We start from the raw sequence: 18856 nt of genomic DNA, 5'->3' as shown, positions 1-18856 counted from the left end.
CATCACGATTGCTGCCGGAACAGCTGCTGCACGCCGTCCGACGTGCGGTTGGCGATGTTCGACGTCAGCTGGCAGTGGAACATGAACTCGTGGCATTTCATCGTCAGGTTGACGACTTCGCCGGGGGTCATGTCCGCACCCTTCAGCGACGCCTGGTTCGCGTATTCGGCAACGCTCTTGGCCTCGCCGTTCACCTTTTCCAGTTGCGTGAACATCGACTTGAGCGCCGGTGCCAGCTCGTCCGGCGCGCCCACGTTGGGAACGCCGCCGACGCTGGGCATCCCGCCCGCCGCCGACGTCATCGACGACTGGAAGCTGGTGATGTCGGCGATGGACGCATTCGGTCCCGCCTGAACCGTCTCGAGCGGGGGCATTCCCGCCCCGCCGGCACCCGCAGACGCCGCCGCAATGGCTTCGATCGACATGGATCGACCTCCTCTTTAGCCCTTGCGCGCCATCGTCTCGAGCGCCTTGCCGACGCTGTCGATCGAGCTGGACGAGCTCTGCGCCATGAAGCTCATGCGCATCGATTCGGCGGTCAGCTTCGTGATCTGCGACGGATTGTCGCCACCCTGCCCGACGCTGTCGGACATCTGCTCGATGCGGTTGGCCTGGCCGTCCAGCGTCTGCCCCCAGGCATCGGCCAGCGCCTCGAACCAGGTGCCCGGCGCCGAACCCTTCTGCATGCGATTGCCCGTCAGCGGGGCGGCGGCGATCATGCCCAGGCCGCCGGAAATGCTGTTGTCCGTCATCGTCCTTACTCCTTCGCTTTGATTTCAGAACGCCACACGGGTCTCGCGCCCGCTTTTCTCGAAGATGACATTGTTACCCTGAACGCCAACCAAACGATGTCCGCTCGGCATCACCGCGCCGGGAAAGTATCTCGCGCCGTCGACGGTCTGGATGAACGCAGGGTCGCCGCCGACGACGGTCGACACCTTCTTCGTCGCATCCTGCACCGTCTTCAGGGGAACGGTTTCCACCGGGGGAAGATCGTCTCGCAATGCCAGCCGGGTCAGCGCGCGGACATCGCCGCGCACCGCCTGCACCAGCTTCTGCTCCTGATCGGGCTGGAGCGGGGTGACGCGCAATTCCACCGCGGTGCGGCCGATCGGCCGCGCCACCGCCTGCAACCCGTTCATCCGCGCCACGTCCGCGGCGGAGCGTGCGAGGTCGGCGCTGGTCAGCACCGCCACGCTGCCCGCGATGCCGGTGTCGCGCACCGTCGCCACCGCCTTCGCACGCTGCGAATCGTTGGCGACCACGCCGGTGACGGTGATCGCGCCGGTCGTGTCGTCCTCATGCGCGGAGAGGCCGGTCAGCCCCGCCTGCGACAGCGCGCGCTCGACCCGCTGCTCGGGCGAGCCGCGCAGGTGCAACGCGTCCACCATCGGCACGCTGGCGCTGGCGAGCGCGATCACCCCCACCGCCGCGGCGGCGATGGTCAGGCGCGAGCGGGTCAGGACGCGCTGCGCCCCCTCGCCCGCCCGGCCGGCAAACGCGAGCGCGTGGTCGCGCGCGCTGGGCGGCAGCGGCGGCGGGGCGGGCACGGCGGCGACCAGCCCCGTCGCCTCGCCCCAGCGCTCGCTGGCGGCGTCGCCCCAGGCGATCGCGATGCCGCCGATCGTGATCGGCACGTAAGGGGGCACGATCGCGGTGCCGCCCGCGGGCACGGTGGAGCCGAGCAGCTCCGCCTCCCCCTCCAGCACCGTCGCCTGCGCCGCGCCCTCGGCGTTCAGCGCCAGGTCGATCGCGATCCCCTTCGTCGCGGGGTCGCGCACCACCACGTCGTGCCAGAACTGGTGCCCGATCGACACCGCGCCGCTGGCGGGCAGCGCCTTTTCCGTGCCGGCCAGCCGGCCGTTCAGGACGCGCAGGACGGGGTGCGCGACGGTCACCGCGGAGGACTCCCGGTCGGGGTGGCAGGAACGGGGGCGGTCGGCATGATGCGCGCGGACGAGCTGACCGTGGTCGGCCCCACGCGCGAGCCGAGCGAGACGAGCCGCGGCGTCAGCAGGAACAGCCGCTCGGTCCGCGCGCGGTTGCGCTGCTGCACCTTGAACAGGTTGCCCAGCAGCGGAATGTCGCCCAAGAGCGGGATCTTGTAGACGCTGTCGGCGTCCGCATCGACGGTCATGCCGCCCAGCAGCAGGCTCTCGCCGTCCAGCACCATGCCTTGCGTCGACACGCTCGACCGCTCGACGATGGGGATATCCTCCACCAGCGAATCCTGGCTGATCGATCCGTCCTCGATGTTGACGATCATGCGGATGCGCGTCTGGTCCTGGTCGCGGAAGACGTGCGGATTGACGCGCAGGATGGTGCCCGCGGTGACGTTGAACAGGTCCACCTCCTCGCGGCCCGCGACGCGGACGTAGAAAGTGCGGGTGCGGTCGAACACCGCCTCCACGTTGGACAGGGTCATCACCTGCGGACGGCTGACCACCCGCGCCACGCCCTTGGTCTCCAGCGCGCTGATGCGGCCCAAGAACTCGCGCTGGCTGCCGATGATGGTGGAGATGTTACCGCCCTGCCCCTGCGGCGTGATCTGCGTCACGTTGTTGCGGCGCGACAGCACCGAATTGCGCGTCAGCAGCGTGTCGTTGGACGAGCCGTCGCCGAACAGGAAGCCGAAGCCGCCCGATTCGAACCGCCAGTTGACGCCCAGACGGCGCAGCTTCTCCGTGTTGATGTCGATGATCGTCGCCTCGACCTCGACCACCTGCGGCTCGACGTCGAGCGCGCGGATCAGCGAGTCGTAGGCGGCCATCCGTTCCGGCACGTCGCGCACGATGACGGCGTTGAGATAGGGGTTCGGCTCGATCCGCACGACGTCCGACGTCAGCGGCGCGGCGACGTCGCCGCTGCCGCCGAAACCGCCGTAGCCCAGCACCTCGCCGGTGTCCGTCGGATAGAGGCCGGGGACGGGCAGGCCGTTGGCGGGCGTCTGCGTCCCGGTGGGCAGCACACCGCCCAGCCCCAGTCCCTTCAGCCGCGGCTGGCTCTGCCGCACCAGCCGCGCGCCCAGCGTCGGCGTGGTCGCGCCGTAGCTCGCACTGCCGCCGGGACGCTGGTCCAGCACCAGGTTCTGCAGGATGGTGGCGAGGCCGGGCAGCCGCAGCTCGCGCCCGCCGGCGTTGCTCACCGTATCCTCGGCGCGCGCGTACTTCAGGTAGAAGACGCGGAACTCGAGCGGCTGCACCGGCGGCGGCGCGAAGGCCGGGCCGAGGCCGCCCACCAGCGGGCTGCCGCGCGGAACGTTGGCGCCCGCCGCCGTGCCGCTACCGGCGAATTGCGACACCTGTTGCAGGAAGCGGGGCGTGCCGCTGGCCACCAGCGTGCCGTCGGCGGAGGCGCGGACATAGTTGCGCCGGTCCGCCAGCCGCTGCGCCGCGACCTGGCGCACCACGCGCTGCGCATTGGCGGCGCCGACGTTCAGCGTCTGCACGCCCACCTCGCTCGCCGAATAGACGTAGAGCGCGGCGCCGTCGTCGTAGCTGACGAGGTTGAAGGCACGCGCGATGTCGGAGAAGATCTTGTTCACCGATCCGCGGAACACGCCGTTGACGGTGCCGGTCAGGTTGGCGCTGGGCACCACCGGACGGCCGACGCGGCCGAACAGGTCCCGCAGGAAGGCGGTGATCGGCTGGTCGCGCGGCGACAGCGTCAGCTCGCCCGGCGCGCTGGCCGTGCCGCCCGGCGTCGGCGCGGCGACCGGCGCCTGGGCGGCGGCAGCCCTGGGCGCGGGCACGGACTGGGATGCCAGCACGTGCTGCGGCACCGATCCGGCAGGCGCGATCCCGCCGTTGACCATCGCCGCCAGCGTCAGCGCGACGCCTGTCCCGGTCGTCACCATCGTCAATCCATGTGCGATCATGCAGTCTTCCCCCGTGTCATTCCGCCGCGACGACCGACGAGACTTCGGCCTCGTCGTTCGCCAGCGTACCCGCGGGCAGGCCGATCTGGCCCACCATCTCGAGCCGCGTCATCGACGACAATTCGTTAAAAGCGAGAACCGGCAGGTCGAACAGGTCCGGCTCGATCAGCTTGCGCACCGCGCGGCGTGCCTCGAACGAGGTGACGAGCGCGTTGGCGCGCGTCTCCCGCGCGGTGCTCGCGATTGTCGCGACCAGGTTCTGCGCGACGTCGGGCGGGATCGCCAGCCGCTCGGCACCGTCGACGATCCGCGTCGCCTCGCGCACCATCGTCTCCAGCTCGGGCGTGACGACCAGCGCGCGCACCTCGCCGTCCGGCGCGGCCACGTCGATCAGGTAGCGCTTCAGCGCGATGCGCGTCATGTCCGCCAGGCGCGGCGTCTCGCGCTCGTTCTGCGCGGCGTCGGTCAGCCCCTCCAGCACGTCGCGCATGTTGCGCAGCGGCACTTCCTCCTCGGCCAGGCGGCGCATCACGTCGGCGATGCGCGCGGCGGGAAGCGCGCGGACGGCCTCCTTCACCACTTCGGGATAATCGTCGCCGATGCGATTGAGCAGCGCCACCGCCTCCTGCACGCCCAGGAACCGCGCGAGGTTGCGGCGCAGCAGCGCCTCCACCGCGGCGACCAGCGCGGGCGCGTCGATCGCCTGCCCTTCGCGCAGGCCATGCCCGACCGGCAGTTCATAGGCGAGCAGCTGCCACGCCGGTCGCGCGTCGGGCGCCATGAAGTGGATCGCGAGCTTGGGCAGCGGCACGCCGGAGCGATATTGCAGCCGCTCCAGCATGGCGGCGAGGTCCGCCGCCAGCGCGTCGCCCTCGGCCCGGCCCGGCCGCGCGCCGGACAGCTCCAGCAGCAGCGGCACGACCGGCTTGGGCGCGGCGGGCTCGGCGATCAGCGTGGTCGGCGGCGCGGCCTCGCGCCCGCGCGTCACCAGCGCGGTGAGCGGGCCGGCGCGACGCAGCAGCATGGGGCGCAGCCGCGGGTGCAGCATCGCCCCCGTCCCCATCGCGCCGAAGCCCAGGCCGATGAAGACGGCCACCGGAAAGCCCGGGATCAGTGCCATCAGGAAGGCGACCGCGCCCACGCCCATCAGCACGCGGGGATTGCCCGACAGCTGGCGCTGGATCGTCTGCCCCAGGTTGCTGCTATCCTCCTCGTCGGTGGCGCGCGTCACCATCAGGCCCGCGGCCATCGCGCCGAGCAGCGCGGGGATCTGTGCGACCAGACCTTCGCCGATCGTCAGGATCGAATATTTGTGCGTCGCCGCGCCGAGGTCCAGCCCCTGCTGCATCACGCCGATGGCGAGGCCGCCGATCAGGTTGACGACGACGATCACGATGGAGGCGATCGCGTCGCCCTTCACGAACTTCATCGCGCCGTCCAGGCTGCCGTGCAGCTTCGATTCCAGCTCCAGCACCCGGCGGCGGCGGCGCGCCTCGTCCTTGTCGATCAGGCCGGAGCGCAGGTCGCTGTCGATCGACAGCTGCTTGCCGGGCATCGAATCGAGGCTGAACCGCGCCGCCACTTCGGCCACGCGCTCCGCGCCCTTGGCGATGACGATGAACTGCACGATCGTGATGATGAGGAAGACGACCAGCCCGACGACGATGTTGCCGCCCGCCACCATCGACCCGAACGTCTGGATGATGTGCCCGCCGTGCCCCTCGGTCAGGATCATGCGCGTCGTCGCGATCGACAGCGCCAGGCGGAACAGCGTGGAGACGAGCAGGATCGCGGGAAAGCTGGAGAAGTCGAGCGGTCCGCGCACGTACAGCGTCGTCAGCAGCAGCATGACGCCGAAGGTGATGTTCACCGCCACCAGCAGGTCGATCAGCACCATCGGCAGCGGCAGGATCATCGCGCCGATGATCGTGACGACGAAGCCGGCGAGCGCGACGTCGGCGAAGCGCGCGGCGAAGCCCAGCTTCGCCGGCTGCCCGCTGGTCGCGAGATAGTTCTGGACGCTCATTGCGACACACCCCGCGCGGCGGCGTAGCGGCCCATCACGTCGCGCACGTAGCCCTGCGTCTCGCGGTAGCGCGGGATGCCGCGATACTTCTGCACCGCGCCGGGGCCGGCGTTGTAGGCGGCGACGACCATGGGCACGTTGTTGCCGAACTTGCTCTGCAGATGCTTCAGGTACTTGGCGCCGGTCGCGAGCGCGAGCGGACGGTTGTTCAGCAGCGCGCGCGGATCGCGCACGCCCATGCTGCGCGCCGTCGCCGGCATCACCTGCATCAAACCCAGCGCGCCCTTGTGCGACACCGCGCGCGGATCGCCCGCGCTCTCCGTCTGCACCATCGCGCCCAGGAGATGGGGATCGATGCGGTACTGGCGCCCGATGGCGACCACCAGCGCGTCCGGCGCCGCGGCACCGCCGCGACGGCGGACCTGCCTTACCGCGGCGGCCAGGCGGCGGCGATAGCCGGGCATGCTGACCGTCACCGACGACTGGTCCGCCACCGCTACGGGATTGAAGACGGGCGTGGAAGCCGGCAGCGCCGGGCGCGACGCCGGCGTGGAGGCGGCAGCGGCGGGCGTGCCGCACAGCCGCGCGGCCTCGCTGAAGCGGCTGCCGAAACCGGTCGTGCCGCAATCGATCGCGGCTGCCGGCACGCCAGCGGTCGCCGCGGCCATCGCCAGGCCGACGACCACACCGGCGCGCAGCGTGGCGCGCGTGCGGATCGTGGCGGTTGCTGTCCTCATCCCACTGCTCCTTCCCGGCGGCTCGCGGATGCGATACGCCGTACGGCTAGCGGGGTCCTGCGGTCGGCGTGACGAGCGCTCGACGCCTCCTGAATGCCCGACCGGCTAACCTATGCCTAGCCCCGATCACTCAACTCGTCGTGCTATCTTCACGTTCCGTCTTGGAATGTGGTCGAATGATGGCGGAACGTGTCCGAGGTTTGATCTGCCGCAACCCCGCGCAGTGCCGTCGATTCTGCCGGTGTCACGCCCGCTATGTGCCTGTTCGATGACACTTTGCTGACGGTATCGCGCCATTGACTCGCGTCGCGATAGGGCAGACACTTTGTCCCGTCAGAGATGCAACAAGGGTCCTGCGGTCTGGCAAGTGTGGCACCTTCGAGGCGCCAGCATTGACGAGATGCTCCGGCACGAACGCCCGCCACGTGATCTGTCGCGCGGCGGGGACATGGGCAGGAGTGCGACGTGGCCGGGAAGAACGACGGCGGCGACAAGACGGAGAAGCCGACACCCAAGCGGCTGGCCGACGCGCGCAAGAAGGGCGACGTCGCAAAGTCCAAGGACGTCACCGCCACGGCAACGCTGTTCGTGTGGCTGGTGATCTTCATCTTCGGCGCAAGCTACGCCGGCGCGCGGATCGCCGACCTGTTCCAGCAGAGCTTCCTGCTGGTCCATTCCGGCCAGCCGTTCGCGGTCGCCGCCGCGGGCCTGGGCTGGAGCGCCATCTGGGCGTTTCTTGCGATCTGCGCGGTCGCGCTGATCCCCGCCGCCGTCACCGGCGTGCTCACCGAGTTCCTGCAGAGCGGCGGCGTCTTCACCACGGAGAAGATGAAGCCCAGCTTCGAGAAGCTGAACCCCGTCGAAGGGTTGAAGCGCATGTTCAGCATGGACAATGTGATCGAGCTCCTGAAGACGCTGGCCAAGGCCTCGCTGGTCGTGTTCGTGATCTGGCTGGTGCTGCGCGGCTCGCTGGGCGAGATCGTGGAGCGCACCGGCCCGCTGCTGCAGCCCGCGGCGGAGACCGACGGCCGCGCCGCCGCCGCCTCGGTGCTGGGGTACACGGGCGCGCTGATGCGCCAGGCGCTGCTGTGGACCTTCGCCGTGTTCGTGATCGTCGCCGTGCTCGACCTCGCCTGGCAGAAGCACAGCTACCTGAAGAAGATGCGCATGAGCATGCGGGACATCCGCCAGGAGCATAAGGAGAACGAGGGCGATCCGATGCTGAAGGGCAACCGGCGCCAGCTTCACGAGGAATGGGCATCGCAGAACGCGGTCGGCGCGGCGCGCGGCGCCAACGTGCTGGTCGTGAACCCGACGCACATCGCGATCGCGATCGACTATGATTCGGACAGCGCGCCCGTTCCCGTCGTCGCCGCCAAGGGCGAGGGCCCGCTGGCGCAAGCGATGCGAGAGGCGGCGGAGGAGGCCGGCGTGCCGATCGTCCGCCACGTGGCGGTGGCGCGCAAATTGTACGAGGACGCGGCGGTGGAGGACATCGTGCCGCGCGACATGTTCGAGGCGATCGCGCAGATCATCCTATGGGCGAAGAAGGTGCGCGCGGGCGAGGCGCCGCAGCACCACGACCTGGGCGAACGCAGTTTGGAGACGCATTGAGATGGATTCGGCGATCGGCACCGCGGTGACGGGCCTCATCGGCATGGTGATCGCGCTCGCGGTGGTGCTCGGCCTCGCGTACGTGTGCCTGCGCTTCCTGCGCCAGTGGCAGGAACGGGGCTTGGGCAAGCGCGAGGGCGAGCCCGACCGGCAGCTGCGCTTCGTCCGCGCGCTGGCGGTGGGCCAGCGTGAGCGGCTGATGCTGGTGGAGGCGGAAGGCGAGCTGATGCTGATCGGCGTCGCCGCGGGATCCGTGACGTTGCTGCGCAATTGGGGCGGCCCGGCGGCGGTCGCCGAACCGGCGGTGGAGACCCTGTCCTGATGGCGCAGCGCCCCTCCCCCTTGCGCGACCGGCTGCGCGCGATCGACGCCGGCGAGGCCGACCGCCAGACCCGGCTGATCGCCGCGCTGAACGCGCGCGCCTCGGGCGAGCTGACGCTGGGCGCTCGCGTCGCCTTCGCCCGCGACCAGCGCGCCGCGGGCGCCTGGATCGGTTTCGACACGGGCGGGCAGTCGGTGTTCGTGGCGCCGCTGCTGGTCGACGGCGAGCTGGTGCGGCTGTCCGCCGGCGACGGCGTGCCCGATCCCGCCATCGCCGCGCGCCTGCTTCCCACCATCGAGCCGCTGATCGCCGCGATCGAGAGCGCGCTGGGCGCGGACCTCAGGCCCAGCGCGCTGGTGCCGGGGATCCCGCGCGACTTCATCCTGCTGCGGCTCGACGCCAGCTGTTCGCGCCACACCATCCGCCACCGCCTGCTGGTGGCGTTGCCGCGCGAGGGCGAGGTGATCGCCTCCCCCGCCCCCGCCGCCGCACCGGCGCTGCTGTCCGCGTTGCGTGCGCGCTGGACCGCGCAAATCGACGGTCCGTCCATCGCCGGGACAAGAATTCGGTCGATCGGACGCGGCGACCTGTTACTTTTGGGCGTTGGAGCGTTACGCGCCCGTATCATCATCCCGGGACGCGACGCGCCGCTGGCGGGTCGGCTGGACCTATCGAAGGGAAGCATGACGTTGCAGGAAGACATCGTGCCGACACCCGCTTCGGAGATACCGGCCAACGGCGCCCCCCCGCCCGACTGGGAAGCGATGACCCTCCCCACCATCGTGGAGATCGAGGGCGGGCTGTTGTCGGCGCGCGACATCGCCGGGCTGGCGCCGGGCAGCGTCCTGCCCGTGCCGCAGAGCGGGGGCACGCTGCGCGTCCGCGTGTCCGCCGGGGGCACCACCATCGGCGACGGCGAGCTGGTGGCGGTGGGCGAGGGCTTCGGCGTGCTGCTGGAGCACGTGCCCGGCGCCGAGGACTAGCCGGTGGACCTGTCGACCTTTACGCCGGGCTCCGCGCTCGTCGTCGTCATCGCGCTCGCCATCGCGCCGTTCTTCGCCGTGATGGTGACCAGTTTCACGAAGATCGTCGTCGTGCTCAGCCTGCTGCGCAACGCGCTGGGCTTGCAGCAGGTGCCGCCGAACATCGTGCTGAACGGCCTGTCGCTCGTCCTGACGCTGTACGTCATGTATCCGGTGGGACAGCAGATGCAGGCCGCCATCGCCCAGAATCCGGTGCAGCAGGTGGTGGAGGCGCAAGGCGGCGGCGGCACGCTGTCGTCGACCAATTCCATGCTGAACGCGGTGGACGCGGGCAAGGAGCCGCTGCGCAACTTCCTCCTGAAGCACAGCTCCCCCACCGAGCGCGGCTTCTTCCTGAAGACCGCGCAGCGCGTCGGCGATCCCAACCGCGCCGCGGAGATGACCGACCGCGACTTCATCGTCGTCATCCCCGCCTTCGTCGTGCGCGAGCTGAGCCTCGCCTTTCAGGTCGGCTTCCTCATCTTCCTGCCGTTCCTCGTCATCGACCTCGTCATCTCGAACATCCTGTTGGCGATGGGGATGATGATGCTGTCGCCCACCACCATATCGCTGCCGTTCAAGCTGCTCCTCTTCGTGCTGGTCGACGGCTGGGTGAAACTCGCCCACGGCCTCGTCCTCAGCTACGTCTAGAGGCGCGCGTGGACGGCGATTTCCTCAGCCTGACGAACGACGCGCTGTGGCTCGTCCTCGTGCTCTCCGCCCCGCCGATCATCGTCGCGGCGGTCGCCGGACTGGTGGTGGCGGTGATCCAGGCGGCGACGCAGGTGCAGGAACAGACGCTGCAATATACGGTGAAGTTCTTCGCCATCGTGCTGACGCTGTTCGTCACCGCGGCGCTGCTCGGCGGATCGCTCTACCGTTTCAGCGACCGCATCTTCACCGAGTTCCCCGCCTTGATCCGGCGCTAGGCGTGGGCGGGTGGGCCGACCAGCTGCTGCTGCTGGGCGTCGCCACCGCGCGGGTGGCGGCGACGTTCCTGCTGCTGCCCATGTTCTCCAGCGAGACGGTACCCGCGCTGGTCCGCAACTCGATCTTCGTCTCGCTCGGCATCGTCAGCCTTGCGCTGCAACCGCCGCTGGACCCCTCGCTGCTCGGCCCCGGCCAATGGGCGACGATCATCCTGAAAGAGGTGTTCGTCGGCCTCGTCATCGGCTTCTTCTTCGGCTCGGTGCTGTGGGCGCTGGAGGCGGCGGGCAACATCGTCGACACGAAGGTGGGTGCGACGCTGGCGCAGGTGGTGGATCCGCTGTCCGGGCACCAGACGTCGCTGAACGGCGCGCTGCTGGGACGGCTGGCGGGCGTGGTGTTCGTCGCGGGCGGCGGGCTGTCGCTGCTGCTGCGCGTGCTGATGGAAAGCTACGCGATCTGGCCGGTCGCCTCGCCCATGCCCGCGCTGACCGGCAGCAGCCTGGCGCTGTTCGAGGGGGAGTTCGGGCGGCTGATGGTGCTGGCCACGCTGTTCGCCGCGCCGGTGCTGACGGTCCTGTTCCTGATCGACGCGGGCCTGGGCCTCATGAACCGGTTCGCGCAGCAGCTGAACGTGTTCACCCTGTCGATGTCGATCAAGGCGTTCGCCGCCACCTTCGTCATCCTGCTGCTGCTCGGCAGCTACGTCGCCGCGATCCTGCGCGACATCGCCGCGCGTCCGGGGGTGATCCGCGCCATTCTGACGGGGCTCGCGACATGACCCCGGCGGCGGAGGACGACCGGCTCGCCGCCATCGCCGAGCTGCTGCGCAAGGCCGACGCGCTTCCCGGCGCGGCCGCCCCCGTTGCGCTGGGCGAGCATATGGTGGAGGCGGCGCGTGTGCCCAGGCGGCATCGCGAGACGCTGTTGCGCCTGACGCCGATGGAGCTGACCTGCGTCCGCTTCCTCGGCTGGGGCCGCTCCAACGCCGACATCGCGACGCTGCTGCTGATCTCCGACAACACCGTGCGCGTCCACCTGTCCAACGTGGCGCGCAAGCTGGAGCTGGACGGGATGCGCGAACTGGCCGCGCTGGCGGGGCTGCTGTTCTATCCGGCGGATTGAGCGCCCGCCCCGCTCGATCCGCCGGCCGGGACCGTCAGCCCTTGCGACTGAACCCCGCGTCGGTGAGCGTCAGCGAGCGGAGGTCGCGGCCCGACTGGGTTCGGAAGAGGCGGGCGACGCCGTCGGCATAGCGCGACAGATTGCCCTCGCGCTGCGCGCTCTGCCACCCGGCATGAAGCGTCACCATCAGCAGTTTCATCTCCTCGCCGAGCGCAGGGCGCGTCGCGGGAGAGGACAGCTGCGGATTGGCCGCGAGGGCGGCGGCGATCTGGCGGCGCGCGGCGACGATGCGTGCGGGCGGCAGATTGTCGGTATAGCCGTTGGCGATCTGCCAACCGAGCACGGTATAGGCGGTGACCGCGTCCGCCGCGTCGTTGTCGCGCAGGCCGGTGCCGCCGATCAGGCTGCGATACACCGCCGCATAATCGTGCTTCGCGAATTGCGCGCTCATCACGCGGGCGGCTTCCGGATATTGCCGGCTGGCGCGCGCGAGATAGCCGTCGAGCGCCTGGCGACGCAGCGCTGGCGTCGAACTGTAGCTCAGCCGCGCCGCCCCCGCCGGCGCCGCTCCCCGGCCGAACGCGTTCGGCAACACGGAGATCGCCCGCTCGCCCGGCGAATAGACGCTGCGCGCGGTGCGGGCGGGGGCGCTTGCGCCACGCGGGATCGACACGGTGTTGGTGAGGACGCCCATGTCGAACACGCCCTGTGCGGCGGCGTGCGGGACGCTGGCGGCCAGAACGATTCCCACGGTCATGATCCGGATCATCGAACGCATCGCGATACTCCTTCGGATACGGAAAGTGGCAGACCCTACGGCCTGTCTGTGCGACCGATAAGCCTGGCGATCAACGCTCATCAGCAATCGATTTCGCGGCCATGTCGCCGATGCCGGTCAGCATATCGCGTCCCCGGTTGTCCGGCGTAGCGTTGGGCAGACCGACGTGCGGCGCAACGTTGGCTGGCTAATCGTATCGACTAGTCCCCCTAGTCGTTCCGCTGAGTGCGCAACGAGCCGCGACGTTGTCTAAGGATGGCGACCCGGAAGCGACCGGGACGGCATTGCAACTCAGGACGGAGGATTACCCATGGACATCGGCAGCCTCGGCGGTATCTCGCGCATCGCCCAGCTCACCCCGCTCGGCGGCATCATGAGCCTGGCGTCGCGCAATCTCGTCTCCGCGCTTGGTCAGAACCTGATCCAGCAGCTGGGCTCTGCGATCGGGCTGCCGCAGCCGCTGATCGACGCGGCACAGGGTCAGTTCGCTTTCGCCAGCGGCGACGTGTTCGGCGGCATCAGCAACCTGTCGGAGGCCGCTGATGGCTTCGCGCAGGCGGCAGGCGGTTCGTTCACCGACCGGGCGGACTTCAGCCGCGACATCCAGGACAATCTGCAGCGCATGGCGTCCGACATCGCCGGTGGACCCGAGGCGCGCGAGGCGCGTGCGGGTGGTCGTGGCGGCAGCTGGCTGATGGCCATGGCTCGTGCGCTGGGCGAGAAGGCCGACATGCTGGCCGACCAGATGCAGGGTCTCGCCGATCGCATGTCCTCGGACAAGTCTGATCCCAGCGCCAGCCTGGAATTCAGCGCCAAGTCTCAGGAATTCGGCCTGTTCATGAACGCGGCCTCGAACGCGCTGAAGACCGCGGGTGAATCGCTGACCACGGCGGCGCGCAAGGGCGGCTGATCCGCGGGAGAACCTTCGCGACGCAGGTTCGTTGGCCGGCGGTCGGGGCGATGCCCCGGCCGTCGACTGCGGTTCAGGGCGGCTTCATGGCCACCCCGGCATTTCGCCGGCGGAAAGGGGAAGCAAAGGAGATCGAGCATGACGCGCACCCGGTTCATCCTTCTCGTCGCCGCTCTGTGCGGTGCGGCACCGGCCGGTGCCCAGGTGATGGCGCTCAGCCCAACGACCATGATCGGCTATGCCGGCACGAGCGCTGCGGGACAGCAGGCGCGGCGACAGCTGGGCAGCCGACTGGCCACGCGCGCGGTCCGGCCGACAGCCAGTGGCCTCGCGAGCACGCCGGCGGCCGCCGCGTCGCTGCGCTATCGACCCGACGCGGCGGTGCGCCAGCAGGTCTACGGTCGCGCGATCGCGCAGATCGAACGGTCCAGTCCCGGTGATGCCGCGCTGGTGCGCAGACAGCTGACGAGCGGGGCGGTCCGGCGCGAGGTGTCGGCCTTCCTGGGTCGCTACGGCATGTCCGCCGACGATGTCGCCGACACGACAGCGCTGTATCTCGCCTCGGCGTGGCTGGCGTCGCGCGGAAGCGCGGGCAATCCCAGTGCGGCACAGATGCGCGGCCTGCGGGCGCAAGTCGCGGCATCGATGGGCCCGATCGCGCAGGCGGGCAACGCCACCAAGGCGGAGATCGCGGAGGCGAACATCGTGCAGACAGCCTTCACCAGCAATGCCGCCAACGATGCTGCAAAGGACCCCAGCTACGCGCCCAAGGTGCGCGCCGCCGTCGTGAAGGCGGTACGCGACGCCTATCAGATGGACCTGTCGCAGCTGGACCTGACCGCGCAGGGACTGCGCTGAGGAGGAGTAGAACCGATGTCGATCTCGATCGCGGCCGGCAATGTGCATGTCGGCCTCGGCACCCCGTCCGACCGCCGCACGGACCAGGCGATGGCGGCGCAGGACCAGGCCACGGAAACCCAATCGCAGGGGATGAAACTGCCGCAGCAGGCGGGCCTCGATCGGCTGCTCGCCCGACCCGACGGGCTTGCGCGCTTCCGTTGAAGCGGAGGCGCCGCTCCGGTCTGATCTGATGATACGCCGGGAGGGCTCAGTGAAGAACATCACCAAGTTTCTGATCGGTACGCTCGCGATGCTCGCGCCGTCCGCCGCGGCGCAGGACGTCGTCATGGCGCTGGATCCGACGTTGATGACCGGCTGGTCCGGCGTGGCCGCCGCCGGCGAATACGCCAAGCAGGACTTCGGCACGCGATTGAGCCGGTCGTCCGCCCGCCGATCCTCCCTGGCGGCGACACCCGCGCGGCCAGCCGCGTCGCTGGCCTTCCGTCCCGACGCCGCGGTGCGCCAGCAGGTCCACCAGCGCGTGCTCGCGAACATTCGCAAGAGCAATCCGCAGGACGCCGCCTACCTGAAGAAGGTCTTCGAGAGCGGCGCGATGCGGCAGAAGGTGTCCTCATATATGCGGCGCTATGGCATGTCGATCGACAACGTCGCAGATACGACCGCGCTCTATCTCGCGACCGCGTGGCTGGCGACACGCGCCGATGCCGGCGATCCAACGCCGGCGCAGATGCGTGGGTTGCGCGCGCAGGTGGCGGGCACCTGGGCATCGATGCCGCAGTTCGGCAACGCCACCAACGCCATGAAGCAGGAGATCGCCGAGGCGAACGTGATCTTCGCGACCTTCGCCGGCGAGTTTGCGGGCCGCGCCGCCCGCGATCCGAAGCTGGCGGCCGTGGTGCGCCGAAATACGATCGCCAACGTGCGCGACAGCTACCAGATGGATCTTTCGCGTCTGAACTTGACGAGCGCAGGTTTGCGGTAAGCCGGACGAACAGGAGCATGCGTTGACGAGACTTGGCAGATTACTGATCGGCGCGCTGACGATGATCGCGCCGCCCGCCGCGGCGCAGGACGTGGTCATGGCGCTGGATCCGACGTTGATGACTGGCTGGTCGGGCGTCGCCGCCGCGGGCGAATACGCCAAGCGTGACTTCGGGACACGATTGAGCCGGTCGTCCGCTCGTCGATCCGCCCTTGCGGCGACGCCCGCCGCCACCGCCGCCCGGCTGGCTTACCAACCCGACGCCGCGGTGCGAAACCGCGTCTACGGCAGGACGATCGCGCAGATCGAGAAGTCCAGCCCGAAGGATGCCGCGCAGGTGCGCCAGTTGCTGATGAGCGGGGCGATGCGGCGCGACGTCGCGCGGCATATGGCGCGCTATGGCATGTCGCCGAACAATCTCGCGGACACCACCGGGCTGTACCTCGCCACCGCGTGGATGGCCTCGCGGGGCAGCAATGCCGATCCGACGCCGGCGCAGATGAAGGGCCTGCGCGCGCAGGTGGCCGGCGTGATGGCCGGGATGCCCGCGATGGCCGGGGCGAGCAACGCCACCAAGGCGGAGATCGCGGAAGCCAATATCGTCCAGGCCGCCTTCGCCAGCGCGGCGGGAGGCCATGCGGCGCGCGACGCCAGCTTCGCACCGACCGTGCGCTCCGCCGTCGTGCGCGGCGTGAAGGGTTCATACCAGATGGACCTGTCGCGCCTGAATCTGACGAACAGCGGGCTCCGATAGGAAGACGGAGAAACCTCATGTCCCTCACCGTCAACGCCGGGCAGCATCGCCCGCGCCTCGATCGCGACCCCGGCGGAGCGCGAGACCGACCAGGCGCTCGCCGCGCAGGATCAGGCGACGGAGACTCTGTCGCAGGACCTGAAGCGCAGCGAGCCGAGCGGTGTCGAACGGCTGCTCGCCCGTCCCGACGGGCTCGCACGCTTTCGTTGAGGTCGATCAAGGCCGGGCGGTCGCGGGCCGGCGATGCCGCGCGATCGCGATACCCAAGGAGGGCCCTGCAGGTCGGTCTCGCGGCGCTGACGGACGATCAACGCAGATCGATCGCATTTCCCGAATGAAGAACATGACCAGATTCCTGATCGGCACGCTCGCCATGGTCGCGCCGCCCGCCGCGGCGCAGGACGTCGTCATGGCGCTGGATCCGACGCTGTTGACGGGATGGTCGGGCGTCGCCGGCGCCGGCGAATATGCCAAGCGCGACTTCGGCACGCGTCTCCATCGTCCGTCCGCTCGCGGATCGGCACTCGCCGCGACCCCGCAGCGGGTGACCGCCAGCCTCACGTTCCGGCCCGATCCGGCCGTCCGCAACCAGGTCTACAATCGCGCCGTCGCCGAATGGTCGAAGCGGGACCGTGCGGAGGGGGCGAAGCTGCGCCAGCTGCTGCAGAGCGGCAAGGTGATGCGCGACATGAACGGCTATATGGCCGGCTACGGACTCAATCCGAACAACGTCGGCGACACCACGGCGATGTACCTCGCGCTCGCCTGGAACGTCGTCCACGGCAGCTCGGACGATCCCGGTCGCGCGCAGGTGCAGGGGCTGCGGCGCCAGACCGCGGCGACCTTCGCCACGCTTCCGGATTTCATGCGCGCCGGACCGGCGACGCGGCAGGAGCTTTCCGACGCCAACGTCATCCAGTCCGCCTTCGTCGCCAACATCGCCAACGCCATGGCGAAGGACGGCTCGCTGGCCGGACGGGCGCGCAATTCGGTCGCGCAGGGGGTCAAGTCGATCTACGGCCTCGACCTTCGCACGGTGAAGCTGACGAGCGCCGGTTTCCAATAGAGGGCAGCGAAAGGATTCGTCTCATGTCTCTCACCGTCAACGTCGCCGGCGTCGCCAAGGCCTCGATCGCCACGCCGATGGATCGCAAGACCGACGAGGCGATGGCGGCGCAGGACCAGGCCGGCGAGGTGATCTCCCAGGGCAACGAACGTCGCCCCGTGACCGCGCTCGACCGCCTCGTCGCGGCGCCCGACGGGCTGGCACGCTTCCGCTGATCGGGTCCGGTCGCGGACCTGTACGAAGGATCGCGATCGCCGCCGCGACGCTCGGCCGCTCCGCCGCCTCGGCGGAGCGCGCCCGGCCGCATGGTCCAGGGCGCGATTGGCTCGGCTTCGCTCCTAGTCGCTTCGATTATGGCACGCGCGCGCGACGCGCCGCATATAGCATCCAGGCCGGGCGTTCCGTCCCGCCGTTGAAGGATTTCGCGATGACCATGGTCGACCGTCTGTCCCCCCTCGCACCGGCATCGCCGCTGGCCGGCGGCGCGACGACGAACGCCGCCTCCGCCGCATCGGCGGCGATCGGCGATCTGGGCCATCGCGTGCTCGGCTGGGTCGGCGCCGTGGGCGGGGAGGCCGCCGGCAGCGCGGCGTGGACCGCGCGGACGGGAGAGGCGCAGGGCGCTGCGCCCGATCGCAATTTGCTGGCGCAGCGTGGCGACATCTACGGCTTGCAGCAGCTCGCCGGCGATCTGTCGGCACGCTTTGGCGCCACGCCGACGCAGGAAGGCGATCTGCTGCGCGCGCTGGAGGGCGTTACGCGCGGCGCGATGGTCCATGCCGCCGGCCTGTCCGGCGCGTCGGGCGAGCGGCAGGTAGCGGGCCTCTCCGCCGCGCTCGACGCCGCCGCTACCGCCCCCGCTGGCGAGGGCATCGACGGCGTGGTCGCCCGGCTGGAGGCGGCGGCGGCCAGCTTCGGCGTCTGACATTCGGGAACCCCGCCGCGGCCGGGGCGCTATGCCGGCGACGGAACGTTTCGCCGGGAGAATGATGATGCCGTACCGCGCCATGCTCGCCGCCACGCTCGCCACAATCGTGGTCGCGACCCCTTCCGCAACGGCGCAGCGCCGCATCGCCGTCATCGCCGCCGGGAACGAGCAGGCACTGTCCGTCGGCAAGACGGTGATCTCGCGCCCGTTCGGCGCGCAACTGGTCGATCGGCTGGCGATCGTCGGCAGCTATCCCTCCGGCAGGGCGACCTACCATCTGGTCCGCGGCGACGCCGCCGGCCCTTGCCCGTCGCGCTTCGTCGTCGTCGCCACCGGCCTGGGCGGCGCGCCCGCGGCGAGCGAGCCGTTCGGCACCTGCGCGGGCCAGGCGCGCGCGGCGATGAACCGCGGCGGCTTCGTCGTCTCGATGCCCGCCACCGCCGCCGGCGGCCCGCCCGTGCGCTTCGCGTGGGAGAACGGCAAGATGCGGCTGATCGACGCCATGCCCGCCGCCACGGTGGCGGGCGACGACGGCGAGCCGGGCTTCGCCGCGCGCCAGGCGTCCACGTGTCGCACACCCACCTCCGCCGACCCCGGCACGCAGGCGGCGGTCATCGCCGACTTCGAGAGCAGCTATCCCGCCGAGTTCCGCCGATCGTCGTCGCTGAAGCGCGTCGAGATCGCGCCGGACGAGCTGCGCGCCACCGTCACCGGGCTGGCGTGCCTCGCGCGCTGGCCGGGAGCGGAGGCGATCGTGCCCGAGGCCGCGACGCCGCTGTTCGCCAGCAAGCGCTACGGCCCCGCCGCCTTCCGCACCGTCGAAACGATCGCGCGCGATCCCAACTCGGACACCAACCTGCGCGCCGCCGTGCGCGCCTTCGGCGCGGAGATGCTGTACCGCGTCGACCGGCGGGAGCCGCTGTAGCC

General features: G+C 70.1%; 23 protein-coding genes. 16 read left to right on the top strand and 7 right to left on the bottom strand.

Features of this window, described 5'->3' with window-relative positions:
* Positions 1–2: 2 nt before the first annotated feature.
* From HBH26_RS07825 to HBH26_RS07800, 6 genes are read right to left on the bottom strand one after another with little or no spacing between them, the layout of a single operon-like run.
* Positions 3–425: a hypothetical protein gene (locus HBH26_RS07825; RefSeq protein ID WP_209308422.1), complete on the bottom strand. Its 423-nt coding sequence runs from the start codon at positions 423–425 to the stop codon at positions 3–5.
* 15 nt (positions 426–440) lie between these two features.
* The gene (locus HBH26_RS07820; protein WP_168134038.1) at positions 441–752 is read right to left on the bottom strand and encodes a hypothetical protein; all 312 of its coding nucleotides are present in this window, start codon (positions 750–752) and stop codon (positions 441–443) included.
* A 24-nt stretch (positions 753–776) separates the two neighbouring features.
* Positions 777–1898, bottom strand: coding sequence for a hypothetical protein (locus tag HBH26_RS07815; protein WP_168134037.1), 1122 nt, complete (start codon positions 1896–1898; stop codon positions 777–779).
* Positions 1895–3877 (bottom strand): type III secretion system outer membrane ring subunit SctC, encoded by a 1983-nt coding sequence (gene sctC, locus HBH26_RS07810; protein ID WP_168134036.1) that lies wholly within the window; start codon positions 3875–3877, stop codon positions 1895–1897. The genes HBH26_RS07815 and sctC overlap by 4 nt, the downstream gene beginning before the upstream one ends.
* 16 nt (positions 3878–3893) lie before the next feature.
* On the bottom strand, positions 3894–5903 hold the full coding sequence (locus HBH26_RS07805; protein ID WP_168134035.1) for a flagellar biosynthesis protein FlhA: 2010 nt from the start codon (positions 5901–5903) through the stop codon (positions 3894–3896).
* Entirely contained in the window at positions 5900–6640 is a 741-nt protein-coding gene (locus HBH26_RS07800; protein WP_168134034.1) for a lytic transglycosylase domain-containing protein, read from the bottom strand. The genes HBH26_RS07805 and HBH26_RS07800 overlap by 4 nt, the downstream gene beginning before the upstream one ends.
* Before the next feature lie 465 nt (positions 6641–7105).
* Here HBH26_RS07800 and sctU point away from each other — a divergent pair, with 465 nt between their 5' ends.
* From sctU to HBH26_RS07765, 7 genes are read left to right on the top strand one after another with little or no spacing between them, the layout of a single operon-like run.
* Entirely contained in the window at positions 7106–8254 is a 1149-nt protein-coding gene (gene sctU, locus HBH26_RS07795; protein WP_168134033.1) for a type III secretion system export apparatus subunit SctU, read from the top strand.
* A 1-nt stretch (position 8255) separates the two neighbouring features.
* Positions 8256–8576, top strand: coding sequence for a FliO/MopB family protein (locus tag HBH26_RS07790; protein ID WP_168134032.1), 321 nt, complete (start codon positions 8256–8258; stop codon positions 8574–8576).
* Positions 8576–9559, top strand: coding sequence for a FliM/FliN family flagellar motor switch protein (locus HBH26_RS07785; protein WP_168134031.1), 984 nt, complete (start codon positions 8576–8578; stop codon positions 9557–9559). Before HBH26_RS07790 ends, HBH26_RS07785 begins: the two co-directional genes overlap by 1 nt.
* 3 nt (positions 9560–9562) lie before the next feature.
* Positions 9563–10249 carry a type III secretion system export apparatus subunit SctR gene (gene sctR, locus HBH26_RS07780; protein WP_168134030.1) on the top strand — a complete coding sequence of 229 codons (687 nt, stop codon included), beginning with the start codon at positions 9563–9565 and terminating at the stop codon, positions 10247–10249.
* Between the two features lie 8 nt (positions 10250–10257).
* Positions 10258–10527 carry a type III secretion system export apparatus subunit SctS gene (sctS, locus tag HBH26_RS07775; protein ID WP_168134029.1) on the top strand — a complete coding sequence of 90 codons (270 nt, stop codon included), beginning with the start codon at positions 10258–10260 and terminating at the stop codon, positions 10525–10527.
* A 2-nt stretch (positions 10528–10529) separates the two neighbouring features.
* Positions 10530–11306, top strand: coding sequence for a type III secretion system export apparatus subunit SctT (gene sctT / locus HBH26_RS07770; RefSeq protein WP_168134028.1), 777 nt, complete (start codon positions 10530–10532; stop codon positions 11304–11306).
* Entirely contained in the window at positions 11303–11650 is a 348-nt protein-coding gene (locus HBH26_RS07765) for a LuxR C-terminal-related transcriptional regulator (RefSeq protein ID WP_168134027.1), read from the top strand. Before sctT ends, HBH26_RS07765 begins: the two co-directional genes overlap by 4 nt.
* 34 nt (positions 11651–11684) lie before the next feature.
* On the opposite strand, the gene HBH26_RS07760 is transcribed toward HBH26_RS07765, so the two are convergent.
* Positions 11685–12428 carry a hypothetical protein gene (locus HBH26_RS07760; RefSeq protein ID WP_168134026.1) on the bottom strand — a complete coding sequence of 248 codons (744 nt, stop codon included), beginning with the start codon at positions 12426–12428 and terminating at the stop codon, positions 11685–11687.
* 310 nt (positions 12429–12738) lie between these two features.
* Between HBH26_RS07760 and HBH26_RS07755 the strand changes: the two genes are divergently transcribed.
* From HBH26_RS07755 to HBH26_RS07715, 9 genes are all read left to right on the top strand, one after another.
* Positions 12739–13338, top strand: coding sequence for a hypothetical protein (locus tag HBH26_RS07755; protein ID WP_168134025.1), 600 nt, complete (start codon positions 12739–12741; stop codon positions 13336–13338).
* 138 nt (positions 13339–13476) lie between these two features.
* Positions 13477–14196, top strand: coding sequence for a hypothetical protein (locus HBH26_RS07750; RefSeq protein ID WP_168134024.1), 720 nt, complete (start codon positions 13477–13479; stop codon positions 14194–14196).
* Positions 14197–14211: 15 nt separating this feature from the next.
* Complete coding sequence (locus HBH26_RS07745) at positions 14212–14400, top strand: hypothetical protein (protein ID WP_168134023.1); 189 nt, start codon at positions 14212–14214, stop codon at positions 14398–14400.
* A 49-nt stretch (positions 14401–14449) separates the two neighbouring features.
* Positions 14450–15181 (top strand): DUF6683 family protein, encoded by a 732-nt coding sequence (locus tag HBH26_RS07740; protein ID WP_168134022.1) that lies wholly within the window; start codon positions 14450–14452, stop codon positions 15179–15181.
* A 22-nt stretch (positions 15182–15203) separates the two neighbouring features.
* Positions 15204–15935, top strand: a complete 732-nt coding sequence (locus HBH26_RS07735; protein ID WP_168134021.1) for a DUF6683 family protein — start codon at positions 15204–15206, stop codon at positions 15933–15935.
* A 343-nt stretch (positions 15936–16278) separates the two neighbouring features.
* Entirely contained in the window at positions 16279–17001 is a 723-nt protein-coding gene (locus tag HBH26_RS07730; protein ID WP_168134020.1) for a DUF6683 family protein, read from the top strand.
* Positions 17002–17024: 23 nt separating this feature from the next.
* Positions 17025–17216, top strand: coding sequence for a hypothetical protein (locus tag HBH26_RS07725; RefSeq protein WP_168134019.1), 192 nt, complete (start codon positions 17025–17027; stop codon positions 17214–17216).
* 212 nt (positions 17217–17428) lie between these two features.
* Entirely contained in the window at positions 17429–17926 is a 498-nt protein-coding gene (locus HBH26_RS07720) for a hypothetical protein (protein WP_168134018.1), read from the top strand.
* A 61-nt stretch (positions 17927–17987) separates the two neighbouring features.
* Complete coding sequence (locus HBH26_RS07715; protein ID WP_168134017.1) at positions 17988–18854, top strand: hypothetical protein; 867 nt, start codon at positions 17988–17990, stop codon at positions 18852–18854.
* The last annotated feature ends 2 nt before the right edge of the window (positions 18855–18856 follow it).

This window comes from Sphingomonas corticis, from assembly GCF_012035195.1.
Taxonomy (GTDB): Bacteria; Pseudomonadota; Alphaproteobacteria; order Sphingomonadales; family Sphingomonadaceae; genus Sphingomonas; species Sphingomonas corticis.
This window is presented reverse-complemented; position numbering and strand designations above follow the sequence as displayed.

Coding starts and splice junctions, on each gene's coding strand:
- HBH26_RS07715 (WP_168134017.1), top strand. CDS start 17,988: ATGATGATGCCGTACCGCGCCATGCTCGCCGCCACGCTCGCCACAATC.
- HBH26_RS07805 (WP_168134035.1), bottom strand. CDS start 5,903: ATGAGCGTCCAGAACTATCTCGCGACCAGCGGGCAGCCGGCGAAGCTG.
- HBH26_RS07760 (WP_168134026.1), bottom strand. CDS start 12,428: ATGCGTTCGATGATCCGGATCATGACCGTGGGAATCGTTCTGGCCGCC.
- HBH26_RS07755 (WP_168134025.1), top strand. CDS start 12,739: ATGGACATCGGCAGCCTCGGCGGTATCTCGCGCATCGCCCAGCTCACC.
- HBH26_RS07820 (WP_168134038.1), bottom strand. CDS start 752: ATGACGGACAACAGCATTTCCGGCGGCCTGGGCATGATCGCCGCCGCC.
- HBH26_RS07800 (WP_168134034.1), bottom strand. CDS start 6,640: ATGAGGACAGCAACCGCCACGATCCGCACGCGCGCCACGCTGCGCGCC.
- HBH26_RS07765 (WP_168134027.1), top strand. CDS start 11,303: ATGACCCCGGCGGCGGAGGACGACCGGCTCGCCGCCATCGCCGAGCTG.
- HBH26_RS07725 (WP_168134019.1), top strand. CDS start 17,025: ATGTCTCTCACCGTCAACGTCGCCGGCGTCGCCAAGGCCTCGATCGCC.
- HBH26_RS07750 (WP_168134024.1), top strand. CDS start 13,477: ATGACGCGCACCCGGTTCATCCTTCTCGTCGCCGCTCTGTGCGGTGCG.
- HBH26_RS07785 (WP_168134031.1), top strand. CDS start 8,576: ATGGCGCAGCGCCCCTCCCCCTTGCGCGACCGGCTGCGCGCGATCGAC.
- HBH26_RS07730 (WP_168134020.1), top strand. CDS start 16,279: ATGACCAGATTCCTGATCGGCACGCTCGCCATGGTCGCGCCGCCCGCC.
- HBH26_RS07825 (WP_209308422.1), bottom strand. CDS start 425: ATGTCGATCGAAGCCATTGCGGCGGCGTCTGCGGGTGCCGGCGGGGCG.
- HBH26_RS07720 (WP_168134018.1), top strand. CDS start 17,429: ATGACCATGGTCGACCGTCTGTCCCCCCTCGCACCGGCATCGCCGCTG.
- sctC (WP_168134036.1), bottom strand. CDS start 3,877: ATGATCGCACATGGATTGACGATGGTGACGACCGGGACAGGCGTCGCG.
- HBH26_RS07745 (WP_168134023.1), top strand. CDS start 14,212: ATGTCGATCTCGATCGCGGCCGGCAATGTGCATGTCGGCCTCGGCACC.
- HBH26_RS07790 (WP_168134032.1), top strand. CDS start 8,256: ATGGATTCGGCGATCGGCACCGCGGTGACGGGCCTCATCGGCATGGTG.